The organism is Prosthecobacter sp. GW821-HT29F12 (assembly GCF_058803405.1).
Genome location: NZ_CM179517.1, coordinates 1,894,840 through 1,920,937, shown reverse-complemented (window position 1 = coordinate 1,920,937; position 26,098 = coordinate 1,894,840). Strand labels below are relative to the sequence as shown.

Below are 26,098 nucleotides of genomic sequence, written 5' to 3'. Positions count from 1 at the left end.
GGGGTCTGTCGCCGGCACCATGACGTTTAGCAATACGTCCACCATCAACATTGCAGGCAGCACTGACCTGATGGTCAATGGTTACGGCAATTTCCTCTTCAACGGTTTCGTGACCGGGGGGGCGGTGGGCGCGCTTTCTTTCTACCGCTGGAGCGGTGGTGGCCTGCTCGGGCAGGTGACCCTGGCCAATCCCTACAACAACTTCCTCGGTGCGGTGGAAGTGACAGGCTCGTTTCTGCGCACCTACTCCCCGGGTGCCTTGGGCGCCGCCGTTGACAACAAATCCATGTATTCCTACGCCGGCACCTACGAGCTGCGCGTGGACCCAGGCAACACGGATTTCTCGAAGAAGACAGTTTCCTATGTCAGTGCCTCAGGCACCGCTATCTATGCAGGTCGCGCCGTGGGCGGCGTGGGCATCAATCAAACCGTCGCCCTTGGTGGCGCTAGTGTGAACGGCGTCATCTCACCAGGTCTCAATGAAGCACTGACATCCACCAGCGCGCTCGTCACCACTTTCAACGGCAATGACGGCTATGGAATCACGATCGGATCCGGTGGGACGATCGCTTACGGCTTCTCTGCCACGACAGGCAACAACCACAGCTATACCAGCAACCTTAACGGTTTGCTCACCCTGAACACCAGCTTTCTATCCCAGGACAGTTCCGCCACCCGAACCTACACCATCACCGCCAACGGTGATGTTCTGCTGACGGGTAATCTCCTGAGCTCCGTGGGCAATGTGGATCAGATCTGGTCCAAGGCCGGGTATGGCGCACTGGCCATTCAAGGCACCGCCTCCACGAACGTCGGTGCCTTCAACATCACCAACGGCAGCGTGTACGTCAATGCGCTGAGCGCGCTCAACGTGAACACCACCACGGGCACAGGCAGCGGCGGCATCCAGATCGGCAGCACCACCACCAATGGCATTCTGAATTATCTGGGATCAGCCGCAGGCGGTGTCGGTGAAACCTCCAACAAGGCCGTCATGTTGTCAGGCACGTCAGGGGGCGCTGTCATTTTTGCCAATCAGCAGCAGGCAGCCTCAAACACGGGCGCCACGGCACTCGTGCTGACCAGCAACATCGCCGCTCCAGGGGCGGGTGCCAAGACACTCTACCTCGAAGGTTACAACAACACCCTCAACACTCCTGCGGTGATCAATCAGATCACCGGTGTCATTCTGGACAACGGCGCTCTCGCGACCAACCGGACATCATTGATCAAAGGTGGCTCCGGCACCTGGCTCTATGCGCCCACGGCCTCTTCTTATGCGGCCGCGGCAGTCGCGGCAGGCGCCACGGTGGCGACAAACAACACCACCTCCAGCGGCGGAACGGTGCTGAATTTTGCCAGCACCACCGGTCTGGCGGTCGGGCAGCAGGTTTTCGGCACCGGCATCGCTGCGGGGACTTATATCAGTGCGCTGACCACCAACACGGTCACGCTGAGCGTGGCCACCTCCGGTGCCATCAGCAGCGGTGCCTCGATCGTCTTTGGTGGAGAGGCCTCGTCGGCGTCCACCATTTCCACCATCAGCACCAGCGGCAGCACGGCCTCTGGCAGCACCACGGTCACGCTGGCCAGCACGGCGGGGCTCAATGTGGGGATGGTTGTCACCGCAGGTGCCGGACTTCCGGCGGGCGCTTCCATCATCGCGATCAACAGCGCCACCAAGACCATCACGCTCAGTGCCGCGACGACCGCAACCATCGCCACCTCCACCGCGCTGACCTTCAACGGCGCCGCCAACACCAACGTGGTCACCCTCACCAACGCCTCGGGCCTGGTCGTCGGCCAAAGCGTGACGGGAACCAATGTGCCTGCCGGGACGGTCATCACGGCCATCTACGGCAACAATGTGGTGCTCAACAACACCATCGCCACCGCCATCGGTGCAGGCAGCACGCTTTACTTTGGCAGTGTCGGGGCCGCAGGTGTGGCGCAGAGTTTCAGCGGTACTGTCACGGTGGCCGGGGGCACGCTCCAGGTCCAGCCCACCGCAGCCAGCGGCAGCGGCTCCGCCCCGCTGACCAGCAGCAACAACCTCGTGTTTGCCACGGATGTACTGACTGGAAACGGCTATGCTGGCGGTACTTTCCAGATGCTCGGATCAGCCGATGCAGGCACCACGGCGATGACCGTCGGGCAGCTCATCCCCACCGCAGGGCAGGGGAACATCATCACCACGGCCAATGGTGGCACGCCCACGCTCACCTTTGGCAATGCCATCCCCATCGGCGCGCGCGGTGCGGGTGCGGTGCTGAACTTCAGTCCAGGCGCTGGCACCACCATCCGCTTCACCACAACGCCCACTCTGGTGAACGGCATCATCGGACTCACCGCCAACAACGGCTTCGCCTACTACACCAATCCCACCACGAGCGCGGTGGACTTCGCCACGGTCACCGGCACCGGGCCCTACGTGGTTTCAGCCTACTCGGGTTATGTGTCCGGACTGCCCACCTCGCTCTCCACCGCCACCAGCACCTACTGGCTGAGCAGTGGCAGTGTAACCACCACGGCGGCGGAAACGATCAATGCGCTCAAGATCTCCGGCAATAATACCACGCTGACCCTCGGCGGCGTGCTGACACTCGGCACCGCAGGCAGCACCAGCGGCGTACTGTTTGACAACTCCAACGGTTCCGCAACGATCAGCTCCAGCTCCTCGGCATTCACTCTTGGCGGAGCAGGCAGTGAAATCATCGTCTACACCGGTGGCAGCACCAATGCCAACACCCTCACCATCAGCGCGGCCATCAGCAGCGGCGCAGGTTCGCTCACCAAAGCAGGCGCAGGCAAGCTGATCCTCAGCGGGGCCAATGCCTTCACCGGCAACGTCAACATTGCCGCGGGTACTCTGCAGCTTTCGGGTGCAACAGCTACGCTGGGCGCCATCACCACTGCTGGCAACATCACCGCCGTCCGCCAGGATGCCGTGCTGGATCTCAATGCCGCAGGCGCAGGCAACACCATCACGATCGGCGCGCTCACCGGTGCGGGCACCATCACCAACAGCGGTGGCGGCAGCAACACCGCAGCCACGTTAAACATCGGATCATACAACGTGACCACCACGGCCAGCGCCACTTTCTCCGGCCTGCTGAAGGATGGTGACGGTGTGCTCAATGTCACCAAAAACGGCTCGGGCACCCAGTATCTGAATCCTCTCAACGGCGCAGTCGCCAGCACCTCTCCCACCGGTCAGACCTTGGGTAGCATTGGCTACAACACTTACAGCGGCGTGACCACCATCGCCCAAGGGACTCTGGCCGTGACTCTGCTGGCCAACTACGGCAGTGCCAGCAGCATCGGCACCGGCAGCGCCCAGGGCAATGCAGCCAGCCTCGTGCTCGGAAGCTCTGCAGGCACTGCGGCAGGGGTGCTTCAATACATCGGTCAGAACAACAGCTCCTTCCTCACCACCATCCAGTCACCGTCCGTGCAGACGAACCGCCTGTTCACTCTCGCGGGCAATGGTGCCTTGGATTCCTCCGGCGGCTACGGGAACGCAGCTGTCGGCAGCGGCACCAGTAACAACGCAGCCATCTGGTTCACCAACACGGGCTCCATTGCCTTTTCCACCTCCGGAGCCAAGACGCTGACGCTGCAGGGCACCTCCACCGGAGACAACGAGATCGATCTGAAACTCATCAACAACACCATCGACAGCACGGCGCTCAGTGTGACCAAGGCGGGCACGGGCTTGTGGATCCTCGGCAACACCGCGAACACCTACAGCGGCGCCACCACCATCTCGGCGGGCACACTGCGCGCTCAGGATGCAGGCTCCACCCTCACCACCGCCGCCACCGTTTCCAACGCCATCGCCTCCACGGTGCTGGATCTCGCCAGCACAGCGGGACTCGCGGTGGGCCAGACCGTTACAGGGCTCGGCATTGCACCCGGAACCACGATTGCCAGCATCCTCGGGCCTTTGCAGATCCGCTTGAGCACCGCGAACACCGTGGCCAGTGGAACGTCGCTGACCTTTGGCAATGTGGGCAGTCTGTCTGCCAACAGCAATCTGGTGCTGGCAGGCGGCGTGCTGGAAACCTCCGGCACTTTCACCCGCAGTCTCGGCACCGGGGCAGGGCAGGTGCAGTGGCTCTCGGGCACCTCCAGTGGTGGCTTTGCGGCATCAGGCTCGGCGCTCGTCGTCGCCATCGGGGGCGTTTCCACTCTGTCGACGCTGACTTTCGGCAGTACCAGCTTCACCAACGGCACCTTGCTGCTGGGCTCTGCCACAGCCCTCTCAGACACCACCATTCTGAATCCCATCGATCTCAACGGCGGAGCCAGAACCATCACCGTCACGGACAATGCCACCACCGCCGCAGACATCTACACGCTGGCTGGTAACATCAGCGGGGCCAGCGGCAGCTCGCTGACAATGTCCACGCCCGCCGGCTCCATGCTCCTCATCAACGGCGCCAACACCTACACCGGCAACACCTTCATCAGCGGAGGTGGAGCCTTTGCGGTTCAAAGCATCGGCGCAGGCGGCGCATCGAGCTCCTTTGGGGATGCCACCGGCCAGTTAAACCTCGGCAACGGCACCACCGCCGGCGCTTACCTCCTCTATGTAGGCACGGGCGAAACGGTCACCCGCACCATCAATCTGAACACGACCACCGCAACCAACACCATCGACTCCAGCGGCAGCGGTGCCTTGAATATCACCAAAGTCGTCACTCTTGGCACTGGCACGAAGACCCTGACTCTCACGGGCGAAAGCCGCGATGCCAACATCGTCACCTCCGTGCTCGCTGACAACGGTGGAGCTCTCACTGTGACTAAAGGAAACGGCGGTGTCTGGATTCTGAATGCCGCCAACACCTTCACCGGTGGTGTGACTGTCTCCGACGGTTTCCTCGGCATTGGCCCCGGCTGGAGCAACATCTCCTCCACCACGGCCAATCCCTTGGGCATGAGCACCGGCACTCTGCTGACCTTGGGGGCCACAGGCGGGATGTTCACGCTCACTGCAGGCGGCACCACCATCGCCAGCACCGTTTCGCTCACCGGCACTTCCGGCATCAACTTCACCTTCAACGGTCTGAACTCCATTGCCTTCAGCGGCTCTACCATCATCAACCTGGGAGCTGCAGGCTCCATCTTCAACAACATCGCCCCCAGCGGTACTCTCACCTTCGGCGGCCCCTTTAGCGTCGCCGCCAGTGCGGCGCTGACTCTGGGCGGTACAGGAAACACCGTCTTCAATGCAGGCCTGCCTTCCAGCTACACTTCACTGCTGACCTTCAACACCCTCGGCAACGTCACTTTAAATGCGAGCAATGCGCACCTCGGAGGTGTGACCTTGTCACAGGGCAACGTCGTCGTGAACGCCAAGAATCCCTTCGGCACCGCGGCGGGCACCTTCACCTTTACCGGTGGTACGCTCAGCGCCGGATCTCTGGCGCTGACGGGGACCAATGCCATCGTCAATCCTGTGGTTCTCTCCTCTTCGGCGGCGGTGCTCTCCGGGAGCAATTCCATTGAGTTTGCCGGTGTCGTGGCCCTGGCAGCCAGCCGTGTGCTGACCAACAACATTGCCAGCGGATCCTCATTGATTCTTTCCGGCGGGATCACCAATACCGCCGTCTCAACACTGACCATCGCAGGTTCTGGCAATGCACTGATCAGTGGCGTTTATAACGCAGGCACCGGCGCTAACGCTCTCGCCTACTCAGGCACAGGCACACTGACGCTCACAGCCACGAATCTCTACACCGGCGCGACCACGCTGAACGGCGGCACGACGGTGATCAGCGGTGCGGCCGGAGCTCTGAATGGCACGTCCGCCATCACCGTGAATCCTTCCGCGACGCTCACGCTGGACAACAGTGGTTCCGCCCTGACCAACCGTCTGGCCAATCATGCGCTGACACTCGCCGGCGGCACGCTCAACTTCATCGGCAACAGCGCCGGATCCATCGAAGGCACGGCAGGCACCGGTGCTGGTGCCCTGATCATGGGGGGCAGCGGTCAGAGCGCCATCAACATCACCAGCAACGGCGGCACGACCAAGCTGAACTTCTCCTCATTGACCGTCAGCGCCGGCAGCACGCTGGACGTCACCTCCAATGTGGCTCTCGGTACCGCCACCAATCAGGTGAACTTTGGCAGCTTGTTGAACACAAGCGCGGCCGCTGTGACAGGGACCACTTTGACCTTTGCCTCGACCACGGGCCTCGTTGCGGGTCAGGCTGTGACGGGTGTGGGCATCTTGAACGGCACCACAATTGCCAGCCTTACCAGCACCACGGTCACGCTGAGCCAGGCCGTGGCCGCCTCTGGCGTGGCCTCCGGCAGCGCGATCACTTTCGGCGTGCCCTCCTATGGAGCGATCACCACCTCCGCCAATTCGCTCCTTCCCCGCATCACCATCGGCGGCACCTCCTGGGCTTCCATGGGGGCCAGTGGTCTCGCCACCTTCACGAACTACAGCACGCCTACAGATGTCACCCTCGCCAGCCTCATCGCCACACCGACGGTCACGTTGCAGGTGTCTGGCACCACCACCAATGCGCTCTACTCCGCCGGGGCTGCTCCTGGTAGCCGCGTTCTCAATGCGCTCTCCATCAACGGCAGCGGCCTCACCGTGGGCGTGGGCAACGATGCCGCGACAGGTCTGGCCAGCGATCTCTCACTCACCCTGAGCAGCGGGGGCATTTTGGTGAACGGCGGCACGAACACACTGAACGCCACACGCATCGTGCTCGCGCCGGTGAACGTCACCACCACTGTCAATCCTAGCACGACAGGTACAGAGGCCATCATCCAGGTCGCCAGCGGTGCCACCTTGAATCTGGGCGGCACTCTCGTGGGCACTCTGATGGTCAATCAAAATCTGGCGGGCACCAATTTCTTCCAGAACAGCGCGAGCCCCGTGGCCAGCGTGGCCACGGGTGGCCTGACCAAAGGACTCAGCGGGAACCTCAACATCACCGCCCGGCAGTTCTACACCGGGGCCACGATCCTCAACGGCGGCACCACGAAGCTCTCAGCCGGGAACAACACCTTGTTCGACAACGGCGGCGCACTGACGGTGAACTACGGAGCCACGCTCGATCTGAACGGCACAGTCCAATACGTTGGCAACTTCACCAGCAACGGCGGTGTGGTTCCTGGAGCCGGCGGTACAGTCACCAGCAGCAACGGTCCCGCTCTGCTGGTCACAAACGCCACCACCAGCTTCTGGGCCGGCAGCATCACCGGAAGTCTGGCCAACGCCATCACCTTTGCCCGGGTCAACGGCGGCACGACCACGATGCTCTCGGCCAACAACTACTACGGTGCCACGATCATACTCGGCGGCGGACTCACGCTCCAGGACAACGCCACGCTTGCGAACACATCTTCCATCACGTTGAACTATGCGAACCTCAGCCTGAACAACAACATCGACCTGTTCATCAACAACAATGACCGCGTCAACGATGCCGCGTCGATCTTCATGAATGGCGGCAACCTCTTTCTCACCGGACGTGCCAACACCTACACTGCAGAGAGTCTGGGGGCGCTCACGGCGGCTTCTGGCGTCAACAACATCACTGTGGCGGTCGGTGGCACGGGGGCCTACACGAATGCGGATTTGGGTTTCGCAAGCATCACGCGCACTTCGAATGCCATCTTGAACTTCATCGGCACCACGCTAGGCGCTGATGGCTCCAATCCGCGCATCCTCGTCAGCAACAGCGCCAGTCTTGGTTACAGCACCGCCACAGGCGTCATCGGTGCCTGGGCCATTGCCAACACCGATACTTGGGCTGGTTACAATCCCTCCATGGGCATCGGCGCGGTGGGAACCGTCGGTTATCAGGGCTACGCCGGTGGCTACATGTCCGGCGGCACGGTCACCACCACCACGGCTCTGCTGGGAGCCAATGTGCTGAACACCTACTCCGGCGGCACGCTCAATGGCTTTGGTGCGGGCAATGTGACCAACATTCTTAACGGCATCACCGGCATCAATCAGGTGATCACCTTGAATGCAGGCGGGGCCACCACCGACTACCTGCGCTTTGCCGGTGCCACTGAAAATGACCTGGCCTTCACCAGCGAGGACGATGTGCTCAACATCATCAAGGGCGGCCTCCTCCACAGCAACAGCGGCGTGGGCTCCACCATGATCGGCACGCCCGCCACCCGCGGCTTCCTCACCACCGGTGGCACGGACACCTCGGGCATCACCGAGCTCGTGGTATACAATACCACCAATGCGGTCACCGGGACAGGCGTCGTGGGCACCGGCACCGTGGCCAACAGCAATGTGGTCACCGTCACTTCGACCACCGGCCTCTTTGCGGGCATGGCGATCAGCGGCACGGGCATCCCCAACGGCGCTTACATCACCCAGGTGCTGAATGGAACCCAGTTGTCCATCAATTACAATGCCCTCTCCACCAGCGGCGGGCAGACCTTGACCTTTGTCTCCGACATGGTGATCAACTCCATCATCCAGGACAATGGCTTTGGGAATGTGACGCGCCTGAACAAGGCGGGCACCGGCACCCTCACGCTCACCGCTGCGAACACCTACACCGGCGGAACGATCATCAATCAGGGCACTGTGAACCTTGCGGCCGCCACTGCGGGCACCATCGTGATTCCCGGGGGCGGGCTCACGCTCGTGGGCGGCACCACCGGCGTCACCGCCACCACGCTGAATATCGGCGTCAGTGCTTCCGGCGGCAATGCGGTCGGCATCGGCGGCCAGATCGATTCCAGCAACACGCTGACCATCATCGGCAAGTCCACGGTGAATCTGGCCGGCACGCAGACGCTGAACAGTCTTGTGTTCAACAACAACGGCGGTGAAGCCGCTCCCACCGTGACCACGGCCGCCACCATCCCCGTCAGCGTGCTCAATCTGTCCAGCTCCGCTCCCATCACGGCGAGTTCAAGCAATCCTGCCACCGTGTCGATTATCAGTGTCGCATCCCTTGGTCTGGCTGCGGGCAACAACACCATCACGGTGAACCCCATCCAGATTGCGGGCAGCACGATCACGCAACTCACGGCGGCACTTTCCATCACCTCGCCGATCATTGGCATCGGCACCACCGGCACGGGCGTCGGCATCACCAAGGCGGGCAATGGCCTGCTGCAGTTGAGCGGTGCCAGCACCTTCGATGGCGGCGTGAACCTTTCCGCAGGCGGCATCGCCATCGGTGGCAGCAGCATCACTGCCGGCCTGGGCGGTCCGGTGCTCAGCGGCCCTCTCGGCACGGGCACCTTCACCATCGGCACAGGCACCTATCTGACTTCGACAGCAACCACCAATGTGATCTCCAACGCGCTGGTGCTGGGTGGCAATGATCTCAGCTACAAGGGGCCAAACGGCCTCACGCTCAACGGCTCCTTGACCCTCAATTCTGGCAACACCACCGTCAATGTGGATGTGCCCGGCAGCTTCCTCACGCTTGGCGGTGTGATCACCGACAACGGCGGCGCAGGTGGCGGAACTTCGGGCATCATCAAGACCGGTCTCGGCACCTTGGCTTTGACCAACAACAACAGCTTTGGCGGCTCCATCATCGTCAACGAAGGCGTCATGGTTCTTGGCGGTGCCACGGGCAATGCTCCACTGCCTCTGGCCAATGCCAATGTCACCATAACCAGCAACGGCACACTCGCACTTGAGAACAACGGCCTCAGCAACAGCGGCCTCATTGTTTATCAGGGCCTGTCCATCACCGTCAATCCGAACTCCAACTATGCGAACCTCTTCGTCAGCAATGCCTCCAGCATCGGCGTGACCGTCTCTGGCAATGGCACCGGCAACGCCATCAAAATTCCGCAGCTGACCATGAGCGGCACTCAGGTGCTGAATCTCGCCAGCGCGAATGCCTATTCGATCATCTTCCAAAACGTCACCGACACCACCGGCGCTCCTCGTTTCAACGTCGCGGCTGGCACGACCGCCTACGTCTACGGCTACACGCCGGGCAACAAGCCGATCAACATCGGCCTGGGCTCCCTCTATTTTCCCGACATCGTGACTCAGGGCACAACGACCGCCGTCTCCACCAATCCCATCGAGCTTTCCAGTTACAATGGCAGCAACTACTACCCGCTGCTGATTCAGGCTCCCGCAACCGCGCCATCTTCCACGCCGTCGGGTTACTCAGTCGGTGGCTTGAATGCGGCCTACAGCAGTCTGGCCGCCGCGCAGGGCGCTCTCAATGTCAACGTGGCGGGCATTGGCTTCTCGGGCACTGGCACCGTGAGTCAGATGAACGACGCCGGCATGAACAATCGTGCGGCGGCGACCACCTCCTCAAACACCAACGGCATCATCACGCTGCAAGGTCTGCTGATGATCAACACAGCCGGCACCTACACCTTCCGCAGCGCCTCGGATGACGCCAGCCTGCTTTACATCGACGGGCAGCTGCTCATCAGCGACCTCGGACCTCATGCCGGACTCACCGAGGCCACGGGCAATGGGCAGATCACTCTGAGCAGCGGCTACCACACCATCACTTACACCGCCTACAACGCCACTAACTCCGGCTCCTACCGTCTGCTCTACGCAGGCGCTGACACCTCCGGCAATGGCGTCGGCAATACCGTGGCAGGCTCCACCGGCGGCTTCCAGTCCATTTCCTCCAGCAATCTGTATTATGCCGCTGCCGCGCCGACTTCGGCCAACAGCTACAACTTTGCGGCGATCATCAACAACAACTACACCCTCGCCGCCGGTGCTTCGGCCACCATCGACACGCTCGCCTCGCCGCTGGGCGCTGTGATCGCTCCGACTTCAGGCACGGCCATGGTCTTGAACAACAACTCGATGCTCAACATCGTCAACGGCACCAATGGCATCCACGGTGCTGGATGGGTCGGCGTGGATGGAGCCATCACGATTGGAAACGGCGTGGTTGTTGCCACAACCAACACCGCCAGCCAGGGCGCGGGCACGCTCAATTTGATCGGCACCATCACCCATGCCGGTGCAGGCGCAGCCAATGCCATGTTCAAGGCTGGAACCGGCACATTGATCCTCGGTGGCAGCAACACCGGCTTCACCGGTGACCTCGTCATCCAGTCCGGCTTTGTTCAGCTCAACAACGCCGCTGCCCTGAGCACTGGAACCACAGCCAGCCTCGGCGGCACGCTCATTCGCAACGTCAACACCGCGACGACATCTCTGCCAACCGTCGCCAGCGGTTCCACCACGCTCACGCTGGCAGGCGCAGACACCGCCAGCAATCTCTCCCTGCAGGTCGGCATGAGCGTTTCCGGTGCAGGCATTCCCGTCGGCACCTACATCACCGCCATAAGCGGAACCACGGTGACGCTCTCCCAGGCCGCCACCTCCAGCTCTTCGGGCACCTATTACTTCAATGCCTCCGGCATGCTGGATCTCAATGGTCAGTCCGCAGTCGCTGGCAATGTGACCATCAATGGCGCGGGCGCTCTCATCCCTTCAGCTTCCGCCACACCCACGGTCGTTCTCGCCGCAGGCTCCAGCGGCGCGCTGTGGAACAGCAGCCTCACCGCCGCCAGTTTGAGCGGCATTCTCACCTTGGGCTCCAGCTCCACGGTGGGCGGCAATGGCGACCTCACCCTGAACTCCATCGTGGGCGGCAGTGGCATCACTTTGACGAAGCAGGGGACCAACACCCTGACTCTCAATGCCAGCAACGGCTCCCAGGTTTTCAACACCAGCATCGCACTCGGCACGCTCAAGCTGGGCAACGCCGGAGCCCTCGGCGCTGCCTCCAACACGCTCACCATCGCCAGTGGTGCGGTCCTCGATTTGAACGGCATGACTGTGGCCAATGCCAACGCACTGACCATCACCGGGGTCGGCTACGGTGGCAGCGGCACGATCACTGGCTTCGGCAGCGTCAGCTCACTCGGCGCATTGATCAACACCTCCACCACTGCGGCCAGCTATGCAGGCGCCGTCACGCTCGGGGGCGCGACCAGCATCGGCACGAACTACATCAACACCACCAGCGGCCTCGGCAGCACCACCTTTGGCGATCTCACCCTGGGCGCGCAGGTGACTGGCAGCGCCACGCTCACCAAAGTAGGCGCGAACACCCTGAAGCTCACCGGCGTGACCGCCGCCTCCACCGTGACAGGTCTCACCGTGGCCATGGGTAAAGTGGTGATCTCCGGTGCATCCACCACGGTGCTGGGCACCGCCACCACGGCCATCAATATCAACGGAGGCCCCGTCTCCGGCCTCGTTCCTTCAAACACGCTGCAGCTCGACTACACCGGACTCGGCGCCACTTCGGTGAACCGGCTCAATGCCCACGCCATCACCATGAACGGCGGCACCCTGCTGCTCACCGCCAATACCGGCAATATCACCGCACAGAATGAATCCCTGGGGGCCAACAGCCTGACCATTGCCGGCGGCTTCAATCTGATCACGCTGGATGTCAATACCACCTCCACCCTGGCGCTTTCCACCACCGGTGCGGGCACCATCACCCGTGCGGCCAACACGGGCACCGTGCTCGTGCGCGGTACCGGTTTGGGCACCGCGGCTGTTCTCACTGTGGGCAAGACCAATGTGGTGCTCGCCACCGCACCTACGGCCATCGGTCAGGCGGGAGCCGCCGGTGCCAAGACCGCCGCCATCCTTCCGTGGATGATCGTGGATGACACCGGCAGCGGCGGCTCAGGCGTTAGCTTCGCCTTCAACGGATCGAATGGAATCCGTGCGCTGGTGGCCGGCACCGAAATGGACACCGCCTTCACCGCCAACAACAACATCCTGCTCAACACGACGACGGCGCTCACCGCAGGTGCCGCCATCGCTTCTTATGCAGGCACGGCAGCGACTGCTTACACATCGACGAATGTCAACTCCCTGACCTTCAGCACCGCCTTGAATCCAACGCTGACGATCAACTCCGGCCGCAATGTGACCGTGGAGAGCGGCGGCATCCTGGCCACCGTGAGCTCCACCATCGGCGTGGTCGGCGGCGGCTTCATCAATGCGGCCAATGCCAGCGGCACCACTCGTGAAATCATCATCCACACCGCAGGCAGCAGCACGGTGCTGACGGTCAATGCAGCCCTCGGCGGCATCATCGCTCCATCCACCAGCGGCCTGACCAAGAGCGGTAATGGCACTCTCGTTCTGGGCGCAGCGCAGAACAACTACACCGGTCAGACACGCATCAATCTGGGCACGCTGCAACTCGCCGCACCGACTGCCACGACCAACAGCCTCTTCTATCTCCTCACCACTGGCCCGACGATCTCCACGCTCACCTCCACGCTGAATGCCAGCGCGCTCACCGTGAATGCAGGCGGCACGCTTGACCTGAATGGCAACACGCAGACCACCGGCAATTTCACCAGCGTGGGCGTTCTCCCCGGCACCGGTGGCATCGTGACGAACTCCTCCACCACGGCCTCCACCCTCACTGTCGCCAGCAGCGCCGCCGCCGACTGGGCGGGGCAGATCACCGGAGATGCCTCTCACGTCATCAACTTCGTCAAGACCGGTGCTTTCACGCTCTCCATGCGTGACAACAACAGCTACGCAGGCAGCACCACGATCCAAGGCAATGTGGTATCCTTGATCGATCAGGGCAGGCTCTCGGGCACCAGCGGCATCTTCATCCGCAATGCCGTCCTGCAGTGGAACGACACCGGCATACAGGCCATGAGCAATCGCCTCGCCTCAAACGTGCCGCTCACTCTCGATGGCGGCGCCTTCCAGTTCATCAGCCGCAGCGGTGCTGCAGGCTCTGCTTCCATTGGAAATCTCACTTTGACCGGCGGGGCAAATGAGCTGCGGCTGGATGTGGGCGCCAGCGCCGGGGCAGGGACGGGCATCGGCACGGCCATCTTGAACATCACCGGCAGCTTCTCACGCAGCCTCGGTGCTACCCTGAACTTCTACGCAGGCTCCGGCACGATGGGTGACAATCCATCCATCCTATTCACGGACACACCCGTTTTGACCAATGGCATCATCGGCGGCTGGGCCACCGTCATCGGGCTGGATTCCACCGTGGCCAGCACCACGGCTAATGCTGAATTTGCCACCTACGATCCCGTCGCCGGTGTGCGTGGGCTGACGGCCGCCATGCAGACCACCAGCTTCGCCACCTCCACCAGCACCAGCAATCTGCGCTTTGGAGATACGGCCATCACCGTGCCGCTCGGCGGCGCCATCGTGAACACACTGACCTGGAACGGACTCAGCACCACGCGCGCTCTTTCCTTCGCCGCTGGCACCGATACGCTGACGCTCACCAGCGGCGGCCTGCTTGTCGGCACCAACAACGCTGCGACGTCGATCGGCAGCACGAGTGTTCGCGGCCAGCTCACCGCTGGCTCCGATCAATCGGAACTCTTCCTTCATGTGGGAGCCAACGTTCTCACGGTGAACTCCGCCATCATCGACAACGGCGTGAGCGGCGGTTTGAACCTCGTCATGGATAGCCTCAGCCAGAGCACCAGCACACCGACGCTGACACTCGCTGGAGCCAACACCTACCTGGGCACCGCTTATGTGAACGCCATGGTGGTGAACCTCAACAACCTCACCGGCGCGGGCAATGCCATCACCGGCAATCTGACCATCAGCGGCGGCAACAACAACGCCACGGACTCCATGCCCATCGCCAACGCCGCAGTCGTCAATCTGGCCTCGCAGCAGGTCGCCGACACCGCCACCGTGACCGTGCGCGGAGGCGCGCAGTGGACGCTCAATGGGTTCAATGAAACCATCAGCAATCTTGTCTTCAACAGCCAGGGCGGTGGCACTGCCGGGAATGGCCCCATCGTCCTCACCGGCGCTGGCACGCTGACTCTCACGGGCGGCATCACTTCCACCAACCTTGATGATGTGCGCGCAGTTCCGGCCTTGCTTGGTCTGCTCAGCCTCGCCAGCACCACCACCACTGTCACCGTGGATCCTGTCACCAATGCCGCCGTGAATGGCAACAACCAGCTCGGCCTCACGATCAACAGCAACATCCTCTCCAGCGGCACGATCCTCAAGGCCGGCACCGGAGCAATGCAGTTTGGCGGTGTCAGTTATACCACGAACACTTTCGGCTTCACCGACGGCTCCAGCGGTGTGATCGTCCTCGGCGCAAATTCCAACTACGCCAGCACCACGATCAATCTCGGCTACAGCGGCAACATCCTCGACATGCGCGGCCAGACCAATCTGCAAGTCGGCACCATCACCGGCGTCGCCGGATCCATCATCAAGAACTTCAGCGTGGTCACGGCGGGCACGCTCGTCACCGGCGACAGCACCGGCGGCACGTTCGCGGGCACGTTCAACAGCGACTACTTCACCACAGGCTCCACAGGCGGCGTGCTCAATGTGACCAAGATCGGCTCTGGCAACTGGGTTCTCACCGGCGACAGCAGCGCAGGCGTCAGCGGCACTTTGCTGGTGAATGCCGGCACAGTCACGGTCAGCGGCACTACCGGCAAGCTTGGCTTCGCCGTTGAAACTCTCTCCCAGGGCGGCGTGCTCACATTGGATAACAGCGGCGCGGTCACCAACGCAATCAGCAACCGACTCGGTGGCGCGGTGGCGATCTCCGGCACCACCCGCATCCTGAATTTCCAGGGCGGCACGCTGAACTACCTGGGCAACAACAACGCGTCGCTCACTGAAACTCTCGGCACCATGACTCTCGTGGCAGGCCAGAGCCTCTTCAATCTCACGCCAAGCACGGGCGCCTTCGGCACGACGGTGAGCATCTCCACCGTCACAGCCCAAAGCGCCACCAACACCGGCACGCTTGTCATTTCTACCACGGGCATCCTCGGCGGTGCCACAGCCGGCACGGGCCGCGTCAATGTCTTCGCCACCACGCCTACTTTGGTGGGCAACATTCGTCCCGACATCATTGGCTCGGACAGCACCGGTGCTGGCCTCGTCACTTCGGATGCCAACGGCTTCCGCCTCCTCACCTCTGCGGACACCGCTCTCGGTTACTTCGCGCCCACTGGCAGCTATCTGGGCACCGTCACACCAGGAGCCATCACCGCACTGGGCGGCACGGCCTCCAGTGCGGCTGCCGGATCGAATGTCTTTGCCACTTCGCAAAATCTCAATCTCTACACATCGAGCACCATCAACTCGCTGACTCTGAACAGTGGTGGTGGCGTGACCTCGACCGGCGGTGGCATCGCCGTGAACTACGCCACCAGTCTTGCCACCGGCTCCATGCTCTTCAATGCCTCGGGCGCCCTCAACACGCTGACAATCACCAGCGGGGCCGTCGTCTCCAAAACGGGCAACGTCGGCTTCACCGGCGGCGCGCTCACTCAGGGCTCGGCTGGTCTCATCTTCCACACCCTGGACACGCTCAACGTGAACTCCTACCTCGTTGGCAGCGGAGCGCTGGTGAAGGCAGACAGCGGCATTCTCAATCTGCAAAAGTCCAGCCTCATCTCCGGTGCCACCTTTGTGAACGCCGGTGAACTCGATCTCACCAGCGGTGCCAACACCCTGCTCGTCATCCCAACTTCCACCGTCGTCACCACCGCCGCGCTCAACCTCAACGGCGGCACCGTGGATCTCAATGGCTTCAACCAGGCCATCGCATCCCTCACTCAGACCAATGGCAACATCCTTCCGGGTGGTGCTGGCACAGTGACCAACACGGGCACGACCTCCACGCTTTACACCATCCCCAGCACGGCGACGACGATCTTCCTCGGCACGATTGCCGGAAACATCACTCTCGATAAATCAGGTGCGAACAACCTGGTGCTGACCAATGCGGACGGTCGCAACGCGGACATGCTCACCAACATCCGCGGCGGCACGCTGACTCTCAAGGACAGCGGCACGATCACCAATGGCGGTGCCATCACGGTGTATAATTCCACGCTGACCTTGGACAATGCAGGCTACTCTGCTCTGGCTTCGCGCACGGGCTCCTCCTCCATCAGTCTGAACGGTGGCACGCTGACGTTTGCATCGAAGCAGGGCACGGATGCCATGAGCATTGCCGGCGCTCTCAATCTGGTCTCCGGTGGCAGCATCATCACCGCGAATCTTTTTGGTGCCAGCGCCACCGGCACTGGGTCTGCGGTTTGGACGCTCGCCAGCCTCAATCAAAGCGGCACCGCGACTGTCAACTTCACCGTGGGTGGTGGTACGCTCGGGGCTTCCGTCCTCGGCATGAATGGTCTCTCGCCCGCCTCGGCGTCGTCCAATTCCCAGATCATCATCACTTCTGCACCGACTCTGGTGAATGGCATCATCGGTGGCTGGGCGGTGGTGGGCGGCGCGGACTTCGCCACCTATCGCTCCACCGTTGATCCCGTAACCGGAGCCATGGGCGTGGGTGCGCTGGGTCTCTCGCTCAATGGCACCAATCCGTTTGGCGCTTACTCCGCCAGCCTGCTCACCGCTGGCGTTGCCACCGACAACATCAGCATCGCTGCGAGCGTCTCCAACGTCACCAGCCGCACGATCAATTCTCTGCGCATCTCCGCCGTCTCCACCGTGACGCAGAGCACTCTGGGGGATGCGCTCGACATCGCCTCAGGCGGTCTGCTCACCAACGGCGCGGCCAGTGTCATCGCCGGTGGGCGTCTCACCGCCGGAGCCCCGACCAACACGACCTCCACTCTTTACAATTACGCCAACAACACGGCCACCATCAACAGCGCCATCACCAACTACAGCAACAGCAACCTGCTCACGCTCGTGAAGTCCGGTGCCAGCACCACGACGCTCAATGTTCTGCCGACGGTGTGGACGACCGCAACCACCACCGGTTCGAACATCGTGACGGTGACAGGCACCGCCGGTCTGGCAATCGGGCAGGTGGTCAGTGCCGGTGTGGGGCAGACCGCAAGCGCGGTGATCATCGGCATCACGGACGCCACGCGCTATACCCTCAGTGCCAATGTCGTCACGGGCAGCACCACGGCCGCCAGCACACAGTTCTCTCTGCCCACCTCGCAGGTGTTGACGATTTCAAACAGCAGCTTCACCAGCAACACGATCACCGTTCCTGCCGGCAGCGTCATCTATCCCGGCATGAACGTGAGCCTCGCAGCCGCCGCTGCTGGCGGTGGTGCGCTCACCGCCACCACGGTGGCCAGCGTCTCGGGAAACACCGTGACGCTGAATGGTTCCTTCACGACATTGCCCACCAGCGCGGCCACGGTGCTGTTTGGTGCCATCGCTGCGGCAACCCCCACCAGCACACTCGCCAGCACCACCGCCGGTAGCAGTGTCGTGACGCTTTCTTCTTCCACCAGCGGTCTCCACATCGGCGAGGTCATCACCGGCAATGCCAACATCCCGAATGGTGCGACGATCACTTCCATCACCAGTCCGACCACGTTCACCATCTCCGCTGCCGCCACCGGCACCGGCAGCAGCGTGGCCACCACGATCACCACCGCAGCCACGGCCCCGGCTGCACAGTCACTCACCGCGAGCACGGTCAATGGCAGCAACACCATCACCGTTCTAGGTACGCCCACCTTGTTCATCGGTCAGCCGGTGCAGGGGAATGGCATCCCTCAGGGAGCCACGGTCACCGGCATCGTTCAGGGCGCGGGCGTCACCATGGTCACTCTCTCCCAGAACGCCACGGCGACCGGTGCTGCGAATGAGTACTTCGGTCTGCAGCCTGTGGGCCTCACGGTAGCGGGCGCCACGCTCGCTTCCAGCGCCACGGTCACCGTGGCGAGCACTGCCGGTCTCGTTCCAGGGCAAAGCATCAGTGGCGCGGGCATCCCCATCGGGGCCACGGTCAGCAGCATCACCGACAGCACGCACTTTGTGCTCTCCGTTCCTGCGCTCATGACCGTCTCGTCAGCTCCGTTCACCATTGGTGCCGCGCTCAATCCCTCCAGCGGCAGCATCACCGGAGTGCAGGCCAGCACCACGGCAGGCTCTGCCATCGTCACGGTGGCCAGCACCAGTGGTCTCTATGTCGGCATGCCGGTCACTGGCAATCCCAGCATTCCAGCCGGTTCATTCATCACCGCCATCACCAGCGCCACCACCTTCACCATCACCACGGGCGTGGGCGTCACTGCGGGGACCAACGTGGCCACCACGATCGGTGCGCCTGCTGTGGGCGGTTATTCCAATTCCTACTCGGGACCGACGATCGTGAATCAGGGCGCAGGCTCACTGACCTTGAGCGGCACTCTGGGCAGCGTCCAGGTGCCAGGAGATTTGATCCTCAACAACGGCAACGTCACGGAAACTCTCAACGGTCAGATCGCCTCCAGCAGCAACATCACCTTCAATGGCAACGGTGGCCTGCTGACCCTCGTCGGCACCAACACCTTCGCCTCCCTGACCTTCAACGGCACCGGCGGCACGCAGATCGCTACGAACATCACGGGCGGTACTTTTGTTCTCAGCGGCACAACGAATGCCATCACAGCCGTGAACGACAACTACGGCGGCACGCCCACTCTCTCAAACACCACCATCTGGGAGCTCGCGGCCCTGAACCGCACCATCACCACCTCCGGTCTCTCGCCGATCAATCTGATTTTGAACAACGTCATTCAGAACCTCATCGGCGGCACCAGCACGGCGGCAGGCATCATCAAGGCGGGCTCAGGTTCGCTCGTGCTCGGCGGTGCCAGCACCTTCAATGGCGGCGTGCAGCTTACTGAGGGCACGCTCATCCTTGGCACCAGCAGTTCGCTGACGGCGGCGGGTGTTCCGCTCATTCAGAGCAGCACCGGTCCGCTGGGCATCGGCACGCTGACGATCGCCGGTGGGACCACCCTGCAGTCCGGAGCCGCCATTCAGACCGTTTCCAACAACGTGACCGTCAATGGCGACTTCACCTTCGGTGGCATGGTGGCCGCCAATGGCGTGATCCTCAATGGCGCTGTCAATCTGGGCAGCACCACGCGCACCATCACTGTCAACAGCCCGCAGACCACCTCCACGCTTGGCGGCGCGATTTCCGGTTCTGCCGGACTGAGCAAGGCGGGCAACGGCATTTTGAAACTCAGCAGCGGTGGCAACAATTACACCGGCACGACAACAGTCAGCGGCGGTCTGCTCCAGATGGGCGTGGCCAATGCGCTGCCTCTCACCGGTGCTGTGTCTGTGGGTGCGGGCGGTGTCTTTGACATCGCCAGTGTGGCCACCACCATCGGCTCTCTCACGGGCTCTGGCCTTGTCACCGCCTCAGGCACGGCGACCCTCACCGTGGGCAATGGAGCGAGTGGCAGCTATCAGTTTGATGGCATCCTGGCGCAGGGCACTTCACTCGGACTCACCAAGATCGGCAACGGCACGCTGACCCTGACGAACCTGAACACCGCCACCGGCAACATGACCGTTTATCAGGGCGGAGTGACGCTCAATGGCGCCTTCGGCATGATCTCCTTTGCAAACACCGTGGCCTCCACCGGCACGCTGACCCTTGACAACACCTTGAGCAATCTGACCAATCGTCTCGGTGGCAAGGCGCTGACCATTCAGGGCGGCACGGTGATTCTGAACGGCACCAACGTGGCCGGCACCAACACCGCTGAAACCATCGCCACTCTGACCGTCTCCAATGGCGGCGGCGTCCTGACCCTCAACGGCGGCACTGGCGGAAACACCACCTTCGCCGCCACCGCGCTGACAGCAGAAGCCCTGACCAGCGGCGGCAGCCTGCTCATCCGCGGCCTGTCCACCACCACAGGAACTGGCCTGGCAAACATGACCACGGCCAGCGCCTTCAGTGCCACGGCCGGCGCGGCCATCACGGGTGTGACTCAAGGCGGCGGCGCCAATGGAACCACCACCATGACCATCCGCGCGGACATCATCGCTGACGCTTCCGCCACCGGCATGGGCACCGGCTTCCTCGTGAAAGACACGGGCACAGGCACCTACCTGCGCGCCATGGCCACCAGTGAACTGGCCTCCACGCTCACTAGCAGCCTGACCACCAACTTCGGCAACTTCAGCGCCACACAGACCTACAACTCTGCGACATCGCTGAACAGCCTCACCTTGAACACCGCCTTTGGTATCACCTCCACCGGCGGTGGCCAGGTGGCCCAGGGCTCGGTCATTCAAAACTACACCAACACCGGCCTGCTCAGTTTGCTGACCCTCAACACTGGCGGCATCCTCGATACCTACGACGGCACCAGCACGATCAACGCTGGTTCCATCAACACCTCTGGAAACGTGCAGTTCCAGATTCACGTCACCGGCACCTCGGTCCTCAACATGAATGCCTTCCTGCTGGGCACCACCGGCGGTCTGGTCAAGGCGGATGGCGGCACGCTGAATCTGAACAACGCCGCCTACTACGCCGGACCCACGACGATCAACGGTGGTGTGCTCAAGCTCAACAGCGGCTTCGCCAACACCCTTCTCGTCGCCCCCACGGCCACCGTGGCCACGCTGCAGAATCTCTTCGTCAATGCCGGCACGCTGGATCTCAATGGCAATGATCAAGCCGTGGCCAATCTGAGCAACAACAACACTGCTGGCGGCAGCGGTGGCTCAATCATCAGCGCGACCACGGCCAACCTCTTCACCTCCTCTGGCACTGCCACCACCTTTGGCGGTGTGATCGGCGGCGGCGCGGACAACAACGCCATCAATCTCTACAAGGCGGGCACTGGTTCACTCACGCTCACCAGCGCCAACACCTACACCGGCACGACCAATGTACAAGGCGGCTCCCTTGTGCTGCAGGACAGCGGCACACTCGCCAGCACCGCGTTCACCGTCAGCGGCGCCACGCTCTCTCTCGTGAACAGCGGCCTCTCTGCCAGCAACAATCGCATCTCCAACACAGCGGCGATCACTCTGAACTCCGGCACCATCAACCTCACCGGCGCTAATCAATCATCCACCGCTGAAACCATCGGCACCGGCACGGGCGTGGCGCTCAATCAGGGACTCAACACGATCACCGTCACCGCTCCTTTGGCCGCCACCAACAACGCCGCCGCGCTGACCATCGACAACCTCACGCGCAGCATTGGCACCGGCGCTCTTGCTGTGTTCAGTGGCACGACCCTTGGCCAGACCCTGCCCGGCAGCGCGCAGATCTTTGTGAACAGCCTCAATGGCAGCACGCTCGCCAGCGGTCTGCTCGGTGGCTGGGCCACGGTAGGCGCGACAGCCGCGACCAATGACAACTGGGCCACCAACGTCGCCGCTCAGACGCTGACCGGAAACGTCGCAACGATTTTCAACAGCAACACCGTGACCCTTACCTCAGGGAACACCACCAACATGATCATCGGCCAGCAGATCACCGGCACGGCGATCCCCGTTGGTTCCTACATCACGGGCATCACCAGCGCGACGGTGTTCACGATCTCGCAGAACGCCTCCGCAACCAACGCCACCGGCAATGCCGCTCTCACCGCCGCAGGAATCTCCGCCCTGAACGCTGCGGCCTACACAGTCATGAGCACCACTGGCGCGCAAATCACCACCACCGCCAGCGGCAACTACCAGTTCAGCGGGATCACCGCTGCGATCACTCTCGCCGCTGGTGGCAACACGGTGAACTCCCTGCAACTGACCGGGGCCGCCGCCGGAGCGCAGATTCTCGATCTGGGAGCCGGCAAGCTGACCATCACTTCAGGTGGCATCATGCGCACCAGCATCGGCACCACGGGGACAACGACCCTGCAAAACGGAACTCTGACGGCGGGCTCAGGCAACGGCACCGCAGCGGAACTGGACATCTATGCCAACAACACCGGCCTCATGACGCTCGCCACCGGCCTGGTCATCGCCGACAACGGCACCTACAGCGCAGGCGTCAGCGGAAACATGGTCACCCTGGTCAAATCCGGCACGGCAGGCCTCACGATCACCAGCGTCAGCAACAACACCTACACCGGCGGCACGGTGGTCAATGCCGGCACGCTGACCCTCAGCAACGCCAGCGCGAATGGCACCAGCAACGTTTCGATTTCCGCCGGTGCGGGCACGAATGGCAGCTCCACCCTCACGGGTTACAGCCTGGTCATCAACAACAGCGCAACGGTCACGGAAACAGTCGCCAATCAGATCGCCCAGAGCGCCAGCGTGCTGATCAATGGCGGCGGCACGCTGACGATGTTCGGCACCAACACGCTCGCCAGCCTGACCTTCAGTGGCAACGGCGGCACGGCCACACCGACGGTCGCCACCGCCACCCAGCTCAATCTCAGCGCCGCCAACGCCATCACCGTGACCAATGACAATCTGGCCAGCACACCGACCATCAGCGGCACGGGTTTGACGCTGACGAATGCGGCTCCCGTCATCACCGTGAATGGCCTCTCACCCGAAGGCCTCATCATCTCCGCACCGCTGACTACCACGGGCGGTGGCACAATCAAGAAGCGCGGCACCGGCTCGCTCGTCCTCAGCGGCGCCACGGCCAATGTGTTGACCGGCGGTCTGAACATTGAGCAGGGCACGGTCATCTTCGACAACACCGCAGGCACGACTCCCTACGGCACGGGAACCATCACGATCGGCACCGGCACCACCATCATGGCCGGGACTGCCGCGCGCAGCATTGGCAATGCCACCAGCGTCGTCGGAGACTTCACCTTCGGCGGCACGGCCACCACGAACAATCTGACTCTCGTCAACACCATGAACCTGGCGGCCGGTGCTCACACCATCACCGTCACCAGCCCGCAGGTCACCGCCACCATCAGCGGTCAGATCACCGGCGGCACAAACCTGACCAAGGCGGGCGCGGGCACATTGATCCTCAGCAGCGCCACCGCCAACAACTACGGCGGCTCCACCACCGTCTCCGGCGGCGTGCTCCAGCTCGGCCTCGCAGCGGTGATTCCAGATGCTTCGGCACTCATCGTGGCCGCAGGCGCTGCACTTGATCTCAATGGCAAGTCTGAAACCCTCGGCTCGCTCGCTGGCGACACCACCACCACGGGCGGCATGATCACCAGTTCAGTCACCGGCACCTCGGCCACGCTGACCATCGGCGCAGACAACACCAGCACGACCTACGCAGGCATTCTCACCGACACCAAGGCTGGCGTGGCCACCTCCGGGAATCTCATCCTGGTCAAGACCGGCACGGGCCTCCAAACACTCACCGGAAGAAATACCTACAGCGGAGCCACCACCATCGGCGGCACCGCAGGCGGATTGCAGATCCAGAACACCAGCAGCAGCAACACCTTCGCCACACTCGGCAACACCGCCATCACCGTCGGCTCCGGTGTCTCACTCATGGCCACCGTGGCCAGCGGCGCTCCCACCACCGTGATCAATATCGGCAGCACCACCGTCAATACTGAAGGGGCCAGCGTGAACCTGGGCGCAGGTTCCAAGCTCGACATGCGCGACAACGCTCTCGGCACTTTCAACATCATCGAAGGCTCCACCTTCGCGCTGACCGGCCTGACGGCGGCCGCCACCTCAAACCTCTACTTTGACATCGGCAGCGTGGCCGCCTTGTCAGGCACCTATGGCGGTGCTGACAAGATCACCGTCACCAAGAGCGCCGCCATCACCTCCGGTGCCACCATCAATCTCAACGCCGTTACCGGAGCCACGGGCATCACCACGGGCGTCATTCAGCTCATCACCGCAGGCAGCGGCTTCACCGGCACGGGCACCAACAACTTCACCCTCGCCAATCCGACCCTCACGCTTTCCGGTGCCTGGGGCAGCAAGACCTACAACCTGACACTCGAAGGCGCACAGAACACCACCACGCAGACCGCGCTGAACGTCTCCATCGTGGCTCCCACCACGGCCTACTGGTCCGGCGCTCTCGATGGCAGCTGGAGCACCAACAACGCCGGTGGCGTCACCAACTGGCGCACCGATGCCACCAGCGACGTGGACACCCAGGCCACACCGGATGCGACCACCAATGTGTTCTTCAACACCACCACTCCCGTGGCCTCCAATCTCACCACGAGCAACCTCACCTCCGCCACCTCCATCGCCAGCCTCACCTTCACCAGCTCCGCCACCGGCGCTGTGACCATCGGCAACAACGGCAACAGCGCCAACACCCTCACCATTGGCGCAGGCGGCATCACCCACAGCAGCAGCTCAGGAACCAGCACCCTCGGCATGAGCGTCATTCTCGGCGCCTCACAAACCTGGACCAACGACAGCACCAACGCCCTCGCCGTCAACGGCTCCACCATCACCGGAGAAGGCATGAACCTCACCGTGGCAGGCACCGGAGACACCACCATCGCTGCCGCAGTGCAGACAGTCGGCGGCGGTGTCACGAAGCAGGACTCCGGCAAACTTCTCCTCACCGCGACCAACACTTACACGGGAGCCACTCAGGTCACCGGCGGCAATCTTCAGGTCGGTTCAGCTGGCGTCGGCTCGGCCTCCTCCTCCGCCGTCACGGTCTCTGGCACAGGCACCACGACCACCGTTTCCGGAGTCTCCGGCACACCGGTGACCACATCTACTCTTTCGGCAAACCAGCTCGCCGCTCCCACTCTCTCCGGCACCGGTTCCGTCGGTGCAGTGACCTTGGGCAGTCTCTCCACCGTGGGCGTTCTCCGTCCGGGGGATGCCGCCGGCACACCCGGCACGCTCACCCTCACCGGGGCGCTCACGGTCAATTCCGGTTCGCAGATCCAGTTTGAAGTCACCTCCAGCAATCACAATGCTGTGACCCTGGACTCCGGCTGGAGCTCGGACGTGACGGCCGCCACTTACCTCGGCACGCACGCCACGGCTTTAGCTGGCACACCCGATTCCATCTACACCCAGTGGAACACCGTCAGCGGCACCTACAGCTCGCTCAGCCTCGCAGGCCAGACCGTGAGCCTCGGGGCCAGCATCGGTGGCACTCCCACCGTCCTGATTCAGACCGCAGGAACTCCCACCATGGCCTTTGGAGACATCTTCAAGCTGATGGACTGGTCCTCCGTCGGCTCCGGCACCGCAGGCAGCATCGGCACCCCATCCGGCAGCTCCGCCTTCGACACCGCCAATGACCTGGTCCTTCCCGAGCTCACCTCCGGCCTCTTCTGGGACACCTCCGCCTTCGCCACCTACGGCATCGTCGTCATCGTCCCCGAACCCGGTCGCATGGTGCTCATGCTCTTCGGACTCACCGCCCTCTTCCTGCGCCGCCGCCGGACTCAGGCAAGATCCATCGGATGA

The 26,098-nt window shown here is 62.7% G+C and carries 1 protein-coding gene (cut by a window edge); it reads left to right on the top strand.

Annotation, left to right across the window (positions count from 1 at the left end; all coding sequences use genetic code 11):
* Window positions 1-26,098 carry the 3' portion of an autotransporter-associated beta strand repeat-containing protein gene (locus tag AC3RLQ_RS07930; protein WP_493035951.1) on the top strand. Its footprint begins 1,199 nt before the window's first position, so the window shows 26,098 of its 27,297 coding nt (coding positions 1,200-27,297); the start codon falls outside the window, past its left edge; it ends in the stop codon at window positions 26,096-26,098.